Annotated in this window: 12 protein-coding genes and 1 pseudogene; 9 read left to right on the top strand and 4 right to left on the bottom strand. The window is 68.8% G+C overall.

The window, feature by feature from the left end:
• From ACM6LU_RS24385 to ACM6LU_RS24420, 8 genes and pseudogenes are all read left to right on the top strand, one after another.
• Entirely contained in the window at nucleotides 1–2,055 is a 2,055-nt protein-coding gene (locus ACM6LU_RS24385) for a hypothetical protein (protein WP_414940072.1), read from the top strand.
• 238 nt (nucleotides 2,056–2,293) lie between these two features.
• Nucleotides 2,294–2,716: a DoxX family protein gene (locus ACM6LU_RS24390; RefSeq protein WP_414940073.1), complete on the top strand. Its 423-nt coding sequence runs from the start codon at nucleotides 2,294–2,296 to the stop codon at nucleotides 2,714–2,716.
• A 298-nt stretch (nucleotides 2,717–3,014) separates the two neighbouring features.
• The gene (locus ACM6LU_RS24395; RefSeq protein WP_414940074.1) at nucleotides 3,015–4,307 is read left to right on the top strand and encodes an extracellular solute-binding protein; all 1,293 of its coding nucleotides are present in this window, start codon (nucleotides 3,015–3,017) and stop codon (nucleotides 4,305–4,307) included.
• Nucleotides 4,304–5,290, top strand: coding sequence for a carbohydrate ABC transporter permease (locus ACM6LU_RS24400; protein ID WP_414940075.1), 987 nt, complete (start codon nucleotides 4,304–4,306; stop codon nucleotides 5,288–5,290). The genes ACM6LU_RS24395 and ACM6LU_RS24400 overlap by 4 nt, the downstream gene beginning before the upstream one ends.
• Nucleotides 5,287–6,117, top strand: coding sequence for a carbohydrate ABC transporter permease (locus ACM6LU_RS24405; RefSeq protein WP_414940076.1), 831 nt, complete (start codon nucleotides 5,287–5,289; stop codon nucleotides 6,115–6,117). Before ACM6LU_RS24400 ends, ACM6LU_RS24405 begins: the two co-directional genes overlap by 4 nt.
• A 3-nt stretch (nucleotides 6,118–6,120) precedes the next feature.
• A complete protein-coding gene (locus ACM6LU_RS24410; protein ID WP_414940077.1) occupies nucleotides 6,121–7,563 on the top strand; it encodes a glycoside hydrolase family 3 protein in 1,443 nt (480 codons plus the stop codon).
• Nucleotides 7,564–7,722: 159 nt separating this feature from the next.
• Nucleotides 7,723–8,112, top strand: a complete 390-nt coding sequence (locus tag ACM6LU_RS24415) for a hypothetical protein (RefSeq protein ID WP_414940203.1) — start codon at nucleotides 7,723–7,725, stop codon at nucleotides 8,110–8,112.
• Nucleotides 8,113–8,131: 19 nt separating this feature from the next.
• Nucleotides 8,132–9,093 (top strand): annotated as a pseudogene (locus tag ACM6LU_RS24420) (LLM class flavin-dependent oxidoreductase).
• Nucleotides 9,094–9,095: 2 nt separating this feature from the next.
• Here ACM6LU_RS24420 and ACM6LU_RS24425 read toward each other — a convergent pair.
• The 4 genes from ACM6LU_RS24425 to ACM6LU_RS24440 form a co-directional block, all read right to left on the bottom strand.
• Nucleotides 9,096–9,956, bottom strand: coding sequence for an NAD(P)-dependent oxidoreductase (locus ACM6LU_RS24425; protein WP_414940078.1), 861 nt, complete (start codon nucleotides 9,954–9,956; stop codon nucleotides 9,096–9,098).
• A 254-nt stretch (nucleotides 9,957–10,210) separates the two neighbouring features.
• On the bottom strand, nucleotides 10,211–10,948 hold the full coding sequence (locus tag ACM6LU_RS24430) for a Long-chain-fatty-acid--CoA ligase (RefSeq protein ID WP_414940079.1): 738 nt from the start codon (nucleotides 10,946–10,948) through the stop codon (nucleotides 10,211–10,213).
• Between the two features lie 54 nt (nucleotides 10,949–11,002).
• Complete coding sequence (locus ACM6LU_RS24435) at nucleotides 11,003–12,097, bottom strand: glycosyltransferase family 4 protein (protein WP_414940080.1); 1,095 nt, start codon at nucleotides 12,095–12,097, stop codon at nucleotides 11,003–11,005.
• A gap of 84 nt (nucleotides 12,098–12,181) precedes the next feature.
• Nucleotides 12,182–12,970, bottom strand: a complete 789-nt coding sequence (locus ACM6LU_RS24440; RefSeq protein WP_414940081.1) for an inositol monophosphatase family protein — start codon at nucleotides 12,968–12,970, stop codon at nucleotides 12,182–12,184.
• Between the two features lie 17 nt (nucleotides 12,971–12,987).
• Between ACM6LU_RS24440 and ACM6LU_RS24445 the strand changes: the two genes are divergently transcribed.
• Complete coding sequence (locus tag ACM6LU_RS24445; RefSeq protein ID WP_414940082.1) at nucleotides 12,988–13,683, top strand: creatininase family protein; 696 nt, start codon at nucleotides 12,988–12,990, stop codon at nucleotides 13,681–13,683.
• The last annotated feature ends 3 nt before the right edge of the window (nucleotides 13,684–13,686 follow it).

Here is a 13,686-nt window from a genome sequence, read left to right on the forward strand (position 1 = left end):
ATGGAAGTGGAACCACGCCGCGCGGACCCGGGCGGCTCCGACTCCGGCGGGGCCGAGATCACCCGGCTCTGCCGGACCCTGGTGCCGCTGGCGGCGGAGGGTAAGTACGCCGAGGCCGCGTCGACCTACCGATGGGTGACCAGGGCCTCGACCGGTGCCCCGCGCCGGTACGGCGACCACGCCCTGCGGCTGGAATTCTGCGCGCTCACCGGCAACGAGCACACCGGTTTCGATCTTCTGTCGCTTTTGGACGGTGTCGGTGACCACGCGGACGCCATCGGCAGACTGGAGTTCTTCGCTTCGGCCGCCTTGCTCACCCGCCGGTTGGTCGAAACCGGATACGGCGAGATCCCGTTCGTTCTCAACGGCCCGTACGACGGCCTTTCCCTGCGCCAGCTGCATCGGCGGATGCGGGCGGCGGCGTTCGTCGAGGCCGAGGAACTCGACGAAGAGGACCACACCGACTACTTCATCGAGCACGTCGAGCGGAAGATGACCGCGAAGCCGGTCGCGGAGTTCGTGCCGCTTCTGCCTTCCGCGCTCCCCCGGGTGCCGATCCTGCCGCCGCCGGGCCTGTCGGCGGAGGAACTCGTCATCCGGGCCGAAATCCACAATCACCGGTCCGAACCGGAGGAGGCGCGAGCCTGTCTCGCCGCGATCGGCACCGTCGGGGACGAGATCGCCCCGCGGCTGGCCGAACTGCGCGCGATCTTCCTCCAGGACGACGTCACCGAGGAAAGGCTGCGCCACGCGGCCGCCGGGTTCCGGCGGCACGGCGACGAAACCCGGTTCCTGCTCAACCAGTGCTGGCTCGGCCTGTGGCTGGTCTTCGACGATCAGGCCGAGACCGGGGTGGCGCTGACGACGGTGGCCGCCGCACGGTTGCGCGCAGGCACCGACGATCACGCCGCCTGCTGGGGCGAGTACTGGCTGGGGCACGTGCTTTCCGGACAGGGCCGGGCGCCCGAAGCGTACGAGGCCTTGCGACGTGGGGCCGAACGTGCCCGCGAGGCGGGCGATCCCTTGCTCCACGGCACTCTTCTGTGCCTGGAGGCGTCGCTGCGGAACGGCGACGGCAAAGATCCGGTGACCACACTGGAACTCGCACAGGCGGCGACGGACGCCTTCATCGTCGGAAACGTCGGCGAGAAAGCCGTCGAAGCCGTCGAACAGGTCCGGATCGCCTACGAGCGCACCGGATCGCTCGACGAACTGGACGTCTTCGTGGAGAACCTGCTGTCGACGCTTCCCGTCGGTGGCCCGGAACGGTTGCGCGGGCACCTCCGCCAGCTTCGGGCGCTGTCCCTGATCGGCACCGGCCGTTTCGCCGAAGCCGTCGACGACGCCTACGCGTCCCTCGGTGTCGCCGCGTCGAGAGGCAAGGACACCGCGGAACAGTGGTATGTCCTCGTCACCGCGCTGCACGGCGCCGGCCGCTACGACGAGGTGCTCGACGTCGCGCCCCGCACCATCGAACTGCTCGGCGGGCTGCCGGACTGGGGCCACCGCTGCCGGTGGATGTACGCCGACACCTACCGCGCGCTCGGCGAATCTTCGCGCGCCTTCAACGAATACGCCGTCCTCGCCGAGATCCTCGAGGGATCGGGCGACACCGGGCACTCCTACATCTCGGTGAGCATGGCCGCCGCCGAACAACTGGACCTGCTCGGCTACGGCGCGAACGCCGCCGACTTCTACGCGCGGGCCGCCGACGCGGCACTGGCGATCGGCGGCGGCTACGTGGCCGCCACCTGCCGTAACGCCGCGACACTTTCCCGGCTGCGCTCCGGCGACCTCGACGCGGCGCTGACCGCGCTCGACGCCGCGGAAACCGCCGTGCACGCGGTGAAAACCGAAACCGCGCCCGCGAGGGAACATCTCTTCGCGCAGCTCGACCACGTCGCCGCGCACGTGCTCAGCGCCGCCGGCCTCGTCCGGGAAGCCGCCCGCCGCGCGCTCCGCGCCGCCGAAACCTTCCATCGGATAGGCGAAGCCGAGTCCGCCCGCGACGTCGACCTGTTGCTCGAACAAATACTTCTCGGTGAACAAAAGTGACAGGTGCCCTGTTCTGTCAGCGGGCCAGTCTTGGCAGGGACCGCAGTCCGTGAAGGACTCCTTAGGGGACTCTGGGTCCCTCAAGGAGTCCTTCACGGACTTGGAACACTCGCCGGTAGCCCCACCAGTCACAGCGAGGGCGCGACCGGGGCGCCGGTACTGAGAAGCGCCAACTCTCGCAAGTAGTCCTCTAAAGGCGACCTTGCCTGTCCTCACGGGCAGGAGAAAGATCCCCGGCATGTCCGAAGGAGCCAGCGGTACCCGAAGCCTGCCCATCGGCTCGATCGTGCTGTGGGTCGTGCGCGTCGCGCTCGCCGCCGAGTTCCTCTACAGCGGGTACCTGCTGTTCGCGGGCGGGCACACCGAACAGACCTTCGCCGAGATCGGGCTCGGGCAGTGGCTCCGGTACGTTACCGGGGTCCTCGAGGTCGTCGGCGCGATCGGACTGCTCGTCCCCCGCCTCGGCGGGCCCGCGGCATTGCTGCTGGCGGGCGTCATGGTGGGCGCGAGCGTCACCGAGCTGTTCGTCCTCACCAACGGCGACCCGGTCCTCCCCCTGATTCTGCTGATCGTCTCCGCCACGCTGGCGTGGTTCCAGCAAGATCAGACTCGCGCACTCCTCGGAATCGAGCCTCCCGTGGACGACGAGGACTACCGCTAGGCGAACGCGAGACCGCCCTCCTCCGAACGGCGCAACAGGCTCCCGCCGAATGCACCGTTCACCGGAACAGTCAGCGAAAAACCGCATGTCAGCCCGCCTCGCGAGCAACTGACGATGGCGGCGAAATCCGTCCTGCAGCGTGATTATTCGCTCACTCAAGGTGAAAGATTGCGGCTCGTTTACAACGAACCGGCCACCTGCTTGACAGTCGGAGTGGTACGTACCACGCTGCCCGCATTGGTCTACACCATTTTGTGGGAGCCCGGCACAGTGGCCGGGCATCGAAAGGACGGCACGAGTGAAGCGCTGGCTCAAGATGACTGCGGGCGCCGCGGCCATCACCCTCGCGACGGCGGGCTGCGCCGGATCCGGCAGTGGCGACAGCACGAATTCGAGTGCTCCGGCCTCGAACGGCGCGCTCACGGTCTGGCTCATGACCGGGACCGCCCCGGAAGCATTGACGAACCCGCTCCACAAGGAATTCGAAGACGCGCACCCTGGCGTCAAGGTCAAGTACGAGATCCAGCAGTGGAACGGCATCCAGCAGAAGCTGACCACCGCGCTGGCCAGTGACAACCCGCCGGACGTGATCGAGCTGGGCAACACCCAGACCCCCGCGTTCGCGAACCAGGGCGTGCTCGCCGACCTCACCTCGAGCGTCGGCGACTTCAACGGCGCCCAGTGGCTCCAGGGCCTCAAGGCTTCGGGCGAGTACGACGGCAAGACCTACGGCGTCCCGTTCTACGCGGCCAACCGTGAGGTCATCTACCGCAAGGACATGTTCGAGCAGGCGGGCATCACCGCGACGCCCAAGACCCGCGCGGAGTGGCTCGACGCGATCACCAAGCTCAAGGCCAAGTTCGGCAGCGACCCCGAGTTCCAGGCCCTCTACCAGCCGGGCCAGAACTGGTACGAGCTGCTGTCGTTCATCTGGGACGAGGGCGGCGACATCGCGCAGGCCAACGGGAAGTCCTTCAAGGCGACCCTGGACTCCCCGCAGGCCAAGGCCGGGCTCGAGTTCTACAAGCAGCTCACCGACGCTTCGGGCACCAAGGCGCCGAAGGACGCCGACGAGGCCACCCCGCAGCAGGCCGGTATCTACGGCGCGGGCAAGGTCGCGATGATGATCGGTGTCCCGGGTGAGGCCGACACCGCGGCCAAGACCGACCCGACGATCAAGGAGAAGTCGGGCGCGTTCCCGATCCCCGGCAAGGCCGCCGACAAGTCGGCCCCGGTCTTCCTCGGCGGTTCGAACCTGGTCATCCCGGCCAACAGCAAGAACGCGGCCGCGGCCAAGGACTACGTCAAGCTGTTCTCCACCCCGAAGTACCAGACCGAGCTGGCCAAGGCCGGTTACGTCCCCGGTACCTCGACCGACGTGTCCGCGCTCGACGCGAACCCGCTCACCAAGGTCATGGCCGAGGCGTCCAAGAACGGCCGCGCCGTGCCGACCAGCCCCAAGTGGGGTGACGTCGAGTCCGGTCAGAACCCGATCAAGGACATGCTGACCGCTTACCTGACCGGAACGAAATCGCTCGATCAGGCGACCGCCGACGCCAACGCAGCGCTCGACAAGCTCATCGGCGGATGACCACGACCAAAGATGTGACGACGCCGGCGGGGGCCACCCCGCCGGCTTCGCCGCGCATCAAGCCGCCGAAATTCAATCGGCGCCTCCGTCTCGGCGAACGGACGGCGCCGTATCTGCTGATCCTTCCCGCGTTGATCGCGATCCTGGTCCTGCTGGGCTGGCCGACGATGCAGCTGATCGGGATCAGTTTCCGCAAGCTCGACCTCCGTGAGCTGGTCTCCGGAGAGATGGTCTGGATCGGGTTCGAGAACTTCTCCGAAATCCTGGCCGACTCCGAATTCTGGGAGATCACCGTCCGCACGCTGGTGTTCACCGCCACGGTCGTGATCGCCACCCTGCTGCTCGCGCTGTTCATGGCGCTGCTGATGCGGCACCTCAACCCGGTGGTCCGGGTGACCCTGCAGGTCGCGCTGATCCTCGCGTGGGCGACCCCGGTGCTCGCGACGACCACGATCTTCCAGTGGATCTTCGATCAGCAGTACGGGATCTTGAACAAAACGCTGGCGAAACTCGGCTTCGAAGGGTTCATCGGGTATTCCTGGTTCTCCACCGGCCCGAGCACGCTGACCGTGATCGGCCTGCTGGTCGTCTGGCAGGCCGTGCCGTTCGTGGCGTTCACGCTCTACGCCGGGCTCCTCGGCGTCCCCAAGGAGCAGTACGAGGCCGCGGGCATCGACGGCGCGAGCGGCTGGCAGGCGTTCTGGGCGGTCAGCTGGCCGGCGATCCGGCCGATCCTGACCATGGTCACGTTCCTGTCGGTCCTGTGGGACTTCAAGTTGTTCGCCCAGGTGTGGACGATCCGCCAGGGCGGGCCGGACGGCTCCAGCACGACGCTGCCGGTCTACATGTACCTCAAGGGTCTGGCGGGTAACCACTTCGGCCTGGCGGCGACCGCCGCCCTGCTGATGATGCTCGTGCTGATCCTGCTCACCGCCCGGTACGTCCAGCTGCTGGTGCGCACGAAGGAGGCCGACCTGTCATGAAGAAGTCCCTGGCACAGCGGATCGGCCTCGGCACGTTCGGGGTGTTCGTGGCGTTCCTGTTCGTCTTCCCGACGTACTGGATGGTCACGTCCGCGCTCAAGACGCCGGGCGAGGTCCTGTCGCCGAATTACGACCTGATCCCGCTCTCGGTGACGTTCGACAACTTCGTCACGGCGCTGACGAAGCCCGGTTTCACCACGTACCTCGCCAACAGCCTGATCGTCACGATCGGCGCGGTGCTGTGCTCGCTCGTCGCGGGCGTGCTGGCCGCGGTTCCCTTGTCCCGGATGCGATTCCGCGGACGCAAGGGTTTCCTGATGCTGGTGCTGATCGCTCAGCTCGCCCCGTTCGAGGCGCTGCTGATCCCGATGTACCTGCTGATGCGGGACGCCGGGCTGCTCAACCAGCTGCCTTCCCTCCTGCTGGTGTACTTCGCGGCGACGCTGCCCTTCACGTGCTGGATGCTCTACGGCTTCGTCAACGGCATCCCGTACGACCTCGAAGAGGCCGCGATGATCGACGGCTGCAGCCGGGCGGGCGCCTTCCGCCGGGTGACGCTGCCGCTGCTCGCACCGGGACTGGTGACCACGTCGGTGTTCAGCTTCATCACCGCGTGGAACGAGTTCCTGTTCGCGTTCGTGTTCATGCGCGACCAGAACAAGCAGACGCTGCCGGTGTGGCTTTCGTCGTTCCGGACGGCGTTTTCCGTGGACTGGGGCGGGATCATGGCGGCGTCGGTCATCTACGCCATCCCCGCGCTGGTGTTCTTCATCCTCGTTCAACGCAAACTCGTGTCCAACCTGACCGCAGGCGCAGTGAAGGGATAATCCTTGTCTTCACCGGAAAAGCTCGCCGGCTCCGTTCTCGTATCGGGCTTCGACGGCACCACCGCACCGGATTGGCTGCGGCGCAAAGTGGCCGACGGTCTCGGCGGCGCGATCCTGTTCGGCCGCAATGTGGTCGACGACGAGCAGGTGGCCGCACTGAGCGCGCAGCTGCGGGCCGAACGGCCCGACGTGCTCATCGGCATCGACGAAGAAGGCGGTGACGTCACGCGGCTCGACGTCGCCACCGGCTCGTTCGTCCCGGGACCACTCGCACTCGGCGCCGCGGACGACGTCGAGCTGACGGCGTCGGTCGCCGCCGCGCTCGGCGAACGGCTGGCCGCTTGCGGGGTCACGATCAACTTCGCCCCGTGCGCGGACCTGACCCTGGCGGCGGAGGATCCCTCCATCGGGGTCAGGGCGTTCGGTTCGGATCCGGTGAAGGCGTCGCCGCACGTCGCGGCGTACATCACCGGTCTGCAGAAGTACGGCGTGGCCGCGGCGGCGAAGCACTTCCCCGGGCACGGGGCGGCGACCGACGATTCGCACCACGCGCTGCCGGTGCTGCCCCGGACCGAGGCGGAACTGCACGAGATCGAACTCGTCCCGTTCAAGGCGGCGATCGCGGCGGGGGTGCGCGCGGTGATGACCGGGCACCTCGTCGTGCCCGCGTGGGGTGACCTGCCCGCCACGCTCAACCCGAAGGCGCTCACCGACGTCCTGCGCGGCGAGCTCGGCTTCACCGGCGCGGTGGTCACCGACGCGCTCGACATGGGCGCCGTCGCGGGCGAACTCGGCAAGACCGAGGGTGTCGGCCGGGCGTCGGTGCGTGCGCTGATCGCCGGCGCCGACGCGCTCTGCCTCGGCGGTGTGTCGTTCGAGGAGGACGAGCTGAACCAGATCGCCGCGGTCATCGCGGCCGCGGTCGAATCCGGTGAGCTGCCGCTGGAACGGCTGGTGGAGGCGTCGGAACGGGTCGCCGCGCTCGGCACTCCCCCGGTGTCGACGCCAGTCTCGCCGGTGGATCACCGGCTCGGCCTGGAGGCGGCGCGCAAGGCGTTGCGGATCCAGGGTTCGCCGAAGCTGGCCGGGCCGCCGCTGGTGATCGACATCGAGACCGAGCCGATCATCGCCGCGGGTCCGATGCCGTGGGGGCTCGGGTCGCAGCTGACCGAACTCGTGCCGGGCACCCGCGCGCTCAAGGTCACCGCGGACGGGATCGCGACCGCGATCGACGCCGTCCACGGCACCCGCGACCTCGTCGTGGTGACACGTGAGGCGCACCGGCATCCCGAGGTCCGCGAGTTCCTGACCTGGCTCCGGGAGGCAGGCGTGGACTACATCCGGGTCGAGACCGGCGTTCCCGGCCCCGACACCGACGGGCCGCGGATCGACACCTTCAGCGGGTCCTACGTCAGCCTCCGCGCCGCCGCGGAATACCTGGCCTGACGCCCCTCGCAATTCGTCCTCTAGTTGCGGTAGTTGCACGTGCAACTACCGCAACTAGAGGACGAATTGCGTTGAGGGGTTATTCGGTTGCGAAGCGGGCGACAGGGGTGTGTAGTCGGGAAGATCGGGTCCCGGCCTAGGAGACACTGCGTGGTGACGATGACGCGATCCGGTTACCACGCCAGGCAAAGCCACGCCCACGGCACCTCCGACAAGAGCATGTCCAGCACCGCGGGCGACTTCCGTGATCTGACGCCACTGGTGCCGATGGCGGCACTGCGTGAGGCCGGGACGACCGCGCACGAACCGATGCACCGGTTCACCGTCCAGGCCCCGGCCGACACACTCGGGCAGGTCACCGCGCTGCTGGCGCGGGCTCACGCCGTCCCGCGTACGACGCTCACGAAAGGCACGACCGCGGAGCTTGACGACGAGATCCCGGCGGCGAAAACCCATGAGGTGCACCGCTTCCTGCCCTCGGCGTCCCGGGGAGAGGGTGCGAGGGAGACCGTCTCCCACGGCTACCGGCACGTCCGAGTTTTCAAGTGACTGAGGAACGGAGAACACCATGGTTTCACGGCTCGGAGTCAGGATCCCGCGAGAACTGCCCGCCGCACGGCTGATCGTCTGGCCCGCCGCGCGGAACAGGAAGGCTTGGACGAGGTCTGGATCGTCGAGGACTGCTTCTACGCGGGCGGGATCGCCACGGCGTCGGCGGTGCTGGCGGCGACCGAGAAGATCACCCTCGGCATCGGCATCATGCCCGCCGTGGCCAGGAATCCGGCCATCGCGGCGATGGAGATCGCGGCACTGGCGGAGCTGTATCCGGGACGCCTGATCGTCGGGTTCGGGCACGGCGTGCCGGACTGGATGCGGCAGATCAACGCGTGGCCGAAGTCCGCGCTCGCCGCGTTCGAGGAAACGCTGGCGGTCATCCGGCGGCTGCTGGCCGGTGAACGCGTTTCCTTCGAGGGCAAGCACGTCCGGCTCGACGACGTCCAGCTGGAGTTCCCACCCGCGGTGCCGCCGAAGCTCATCGCCGGCGTGCGCGGCCCGAAGTCCCTCGCCGCCGCGGGCCGGGTGGCCGACGGGACGCTACTGGCCGAACCGGCGACCCCGGAGTACGTCCGCGCGACGCGGGACCTCATCGGGGTCGAGGGTCATTCGATCGCCACCTACAACTGGCTGTCCCTCGACGCCGACCCCGAGCGAGCCCGGGAGCGGGCACGAGCCGACGTCGCTTCCGCGATCGGGCCGAACTCGGGACCGGCGCTGAATCCGTTGGACTTCGGCGCCGAACTGCTGGCCGAGGTCGAGGCGAGCGCCGATGGAGCGGATCTGGCGCGGCGGCTCCGTCCGGAGTGGATCGACAGGCTGAGCATCAGCGGCCCGCTCGACCGTTGTGTCGAGCAGGTCCGCGCGCTGTACGCGGCCGGGACCGAATCCGTCGTCCTGCTCCCCCTGCTCGGTGAGCCGGAGGAGGAGTCCTTCGCCGCGGCGGGCCGGATCGCCGCGGCCCTGCGCGGCTGACGTCACCGCCTTCGGAGTGCCTTGACGACGGCGACCATGTCCTCGTCGCCGAAACCGAGCCGCGCGGCCTCGGCGTAAAGGGCACGGGACGCGTCGAGCAGCGGCAGGGTGAGTCCCGCTCGCCCTGCCGCCGCCGCGATCAGCTCGACATTGGCCAGGACGTTCTCGATCGAGGCCTGCGGCGCGAAATCCTCTTCGGCCAGTTTGGGTGCCTTGACCCGCAGGATCGGGCTGGCCAGCTGCCCCGCACCGAGGACGTCGGTGAGCAGGCCGAGGTCGAGCCCGTGCGTCCTGGCGAAGTGAACGGTCTCGGCCAGCCCGGTCACGACCGCGGTCAGCTGCACGTTGACCGCCAGCTTCATCAGAAGCCCGTTGGGTACCGGCCCGCAGTCCACGGCTTCCCGGCACAAGGCCCCGAGCAGCGGCCGGATTTCCCCGATCGCCCCCGGGTCGCCCGCGAGCATGGCGACCAGCTCACCGGCCTCGGCCGGGACCCTCGAGCCGGAAACCGGCGCCTCCACGTACATCGCCCCTGCCGCGAGGAGTTCGGTCTCGAGTCCGCGGGAATGCTCCGGTGCCGTCGTTCCCATGTGGACGATCGTGCGGCCGACGAGCGCCGGCCGTCCGCGGTCGAGCACGGCATCGACGGCGGCCGCGTCCTTCAGCATCAGGATCACGACCTCGCACCGCGTGAAGAGTTCCGCCGCGTCCCCGGCGACCTCGGCCCCCGCGGCCACCTGCTCCGAAGTCTTTCCGGGAGTGCGGTTCCAGACGAGCAGCGGGATTCCGGCCCGCGCCAGGTTCAGGGCCATCGGCCCGCCCATGCTGCCCAGCCCGGCGAAACCGACTCGTGAGATGACCATGGGACCCACTGTGCAGCATGGTCGCGAACCAGGGTGGCCGATGAGATGTTCCCGCCGGAAATCGCGAGGAATGCCCCTACGGCCACCCGAAAGCAGGTCCGTTCCGCCCCTCGGTGTCCTACCGCTCACCAGACCTTTTGTCGGGCCGGCCGTCACGCGAGTCGTCCCTCTGGTCACGCGAAACCGCCACCCGCACACCGCAGCAGGTACCTAAACACCCTTGGCCCTAACCGTCCTTACCACTCACGAGCCGGTCAGAAGGGGTGCACCATCCAGACATTCGCCTCCACGTAGACCCCGCAGTCCCGTTCGATGTTCGCGTGCACCGGCGCGATCCCGCCGGGGATCGCGTTGTCACCGTCGGCGAGTTTGACACCGGTCCACCTCCGCCAGTCCGCGATCGAGCCCGAAATGGTCACGGCGAACGGGCAGACCTTGATCATCCGCGCGCCGAGCCGTTCGTGGGTGCGCAGCCAGCGGTCGGCGAACAGGCCGTCCGCACGGCGCCGGACGGCGTACTCCTCCATGGGGACGTTCGGCTCGTCCTCCTTGCCGATCGGGCGCACCGAGACGATCAGCCGCTCCAGCCGTGTCTCCGCCGCTCGTGCCTTGAGTGCCTTCAGCATCGGCGTGGAGAGCCCGGTGCCACGCAGATGCGGGGCCACGACGACTTCGAGCGCGCACAGCGTGTCCGGCGCGCGGCCGTCCATGAGGTCTTGCGCGGCCCACTGGATCGCTTCGTCCCAGCCGTGTTCCGGCAGCTCCCGGCGGTCCTCGGCGGGATAGGTCAGCGGAACCGACAGCGCCCGCGCGATCGGCACACCTTCGTCGTCGAGCGCGATCAGGAAATACCGGGCCCAGTGCCGCAGGAACCGCTCCGGGGTGATCATCTTGCCACTGAAACCCCGGTAGATGAACTCACCCCCGACATCGCCGAGATTCAGCGCGGGATCGAGGAGATCGGGACGGGACGCAAGATCGACGATTCGCATGCCACCAAGTCAACCGAGACGATGATCGGCCCGATAGCTGCTTCCGGGCGATGATCAAGCAAGCTGGCGTGGTGTGGCCTGCAACCGGGAAAGGACGTCGGTGAGTCTGCCCGCGGCGACGTCCCACTCCTCGAGGACGCTGCTGCGCGCGAGCGCGGACGTCCGCAGGGAATGCCGGAGTTCGGCGTCGAGCGACCAGCGTGCCAACGCCGTCGCGAGCGCCGACGGATTGTTCGGCGGCACCAGCATGCCGGGGACTCCCCCGCCGGGCGCCATGCCGAGCGCGTCGTGCGTGCCGGCGGTTTCGGTGGCCACCACGGGGATCCCGCGCGCCAGCGCCTCGGCGACGACCAGCCCGGACGTGCCTCCCCTCGACGGGAGGACGAGCAGATCCGCGCCGTCGTAGACCAGGTCGAGGTCGTCCGGCGGCTGGATGAGGCTGATCCGGGAACCGAGCCCGAGCCGTTCGACCGTCCAGCGCAGTTCGTCTACGTAGGCCGGATCGTGGTGCGTCGCCCCGGCGAACACGCATTTGAACGCCAGTTCGTCGACCACCGAGAGCGCCTGGATCAGGACGTCCTGGCCGTGGCGCGGACTCATCGGTGCGAGACAAAGCAGCCGGGAGACGCCGTCGGCGCCGGCGGCGAGCGGCGCCGCGTCCGTGCCGGGTGTCGCGACGTAGACGCGGGTGGGGTCGAGATCGTGCCGGTCGATCAGCTGCCGCGCGAGCCACGGCCCGGTGGCGACGATCATTCCCGCCAGCCGCAGGGTCTCCCGTTCGCACGCGTCGAGTTCGGCGGACCGCGCCGGATCGAGCGCGGGATCGTCGGCGAGCGGCCGGTGCACCAGGACGGCCAGCCGCAGCCGCCGGGCGTGCGGGATCACGATCTCCGGGACGCCGCAGGCGACCGTGCCGTCGATCAGGACGACGGTGTCGTCGGGCAACGCGGCGAGCGAACGGGCCAGTCTCGACCGGGCCGGCGGCCCCGGCATCGGCCAGTCACCGGCGATCGGCAGTTCCAGCAGCGGGAGACCGGTGGCCGGGAGGTTCTGGCACATGCGGCGGTCGTACTCGCCGCTGGTGTCCTCCACGTCCCCCGGCAGGACGAACACCACCGGCTCCGTGCCACGGAAAGTCGAGGTGAACACGGATTACCTCCAGATGCGGACGGCGGCCTTACCAGGAGACACGGATGCGGCGCCCGAACGGTTCACACTCGTGGAGAAGAAGTTTCAACCGTTCACGCGCGCGATGGCGGCGACGATCTCGTCGCGCAGGCCCGCCCCGACCGCGATGGTGGCCGCCGAGCGCACCGTGTGGTCACCGCCGTCGGTGTCGACGACCACTCCCCCGGCCTCGCGGACCAGCAGGACACCCGCCATCGTGTCCCACGGTTTGTTGGCGAGGATGACACTCGCGTCGAGTTTGCCGTGCGCGATCCAGGCCAGGTCGATCGCCGCGGAGCCGAGGAACCGGATCCGCTGCACGCGGCCACCGAGTTCGGCCAGCAACGCCATCCGGACGCGGTTCTTGACCTCCGCACCCTCACCGACCGCGAAGTCGCCGATCGACACGATCGCGTCGGACAGCTTCGCCGCCTTCGAGGCTTCGAGACGCTCATCGCCCGCGTACGCGCCCTGGCCCTCGACAGCGGTGTACGTGACGTCGAGGAACGGGAGGGAGATCGCCGCGACCGTACTCTTCATGCCGTCGACGAGGCCGAGCGAAACCCCGCACAGCGGGATGCCGCGCGCGAAGTTGGCCGTGCCGTCGACCGGGTCGAGCGCCCACCAGAGGTCCTTGTCACCCTCGTGACCGCGTTCCTCGCCGAGGATGCCGATCTCCGGGGTCTCGCGCGCCAGGAATTCGCGCACGGCGTCCTCGACGGCGAGGTCGACGTCGGTCACCATGTCACGATCACCTTTGGTGACAACGGAAAACGACGTCATCGAGCGGATGATCCCGGTCGCCTTCGCGACGGCCTCGCGGGCGATGGACAACAATGCGGCGTGGTCGGACATATGGGTACCGTAGCCCGGTGAACCTGTTCCCGACGGCCACGACGGCCGACGAGCGCGCCCGGGGCGCCGACGTCGCGGTGCTGCCGATCGGCAGTTTCGAACAGCACGGCGCGCACCTCCCGCTCGCCACCGACGCGGTGATCGCGACGACGATCGCCGACGCCCTCGCCTCGGCGTACCCGGTGCTGCGGCTCCCGCCGATCACGATCGCGTGCTCACACGAACACGCGGACTGGGCAGGGACGGTCAGCATCTCGGCCGCGACGCTGTACGCCGTGGTGAACGACGTCGCCGCCTCGCTGCGGCGGTCCGGGGTGCCGAAACTGGTGCTGGTGAACGCGCACGGCGGCAACTACGTCCTGTCCAATGTGGTCCAGGAGTCCTCCTCGCCGATGGCGCTGTTCCCCGGTGTCGAAGGCTGGCAGGCCGCGCACGACGCGGCCGGGCTGGAGACGTCCCTGGACAGTGACATGCACGCCGGGGAACTGGAGACCTCCCTTCTGCTGCACGCACATCCTTCGCTGGTCCGGCCCGGTTTCGCGGCGGCGGATCACCTGGCCGACGACCGGCGACACCTGCTGACGGCCGGATTGCGGCCGTACTCGGAGTCCGGTGTGGTGGGGCGCCCTTCGCTGGGGACGGCGGAGAAGGGACGGCTGGTGCTGGAGTCACTCGTACGGAGCTTCGGGGAGACTCTGGCCGCGCTGAGCTGAAGG

Origin of the sequence: Amycolatopsis sp. cmx-11-51 (assembly GCF_047608665.1) — a bacterium.
Lineage (GTDB): Bacteria > Actinomycetota > Actinomycetes > Mycobacteriales > Pseudonocardiaceae > Amycolatopsis.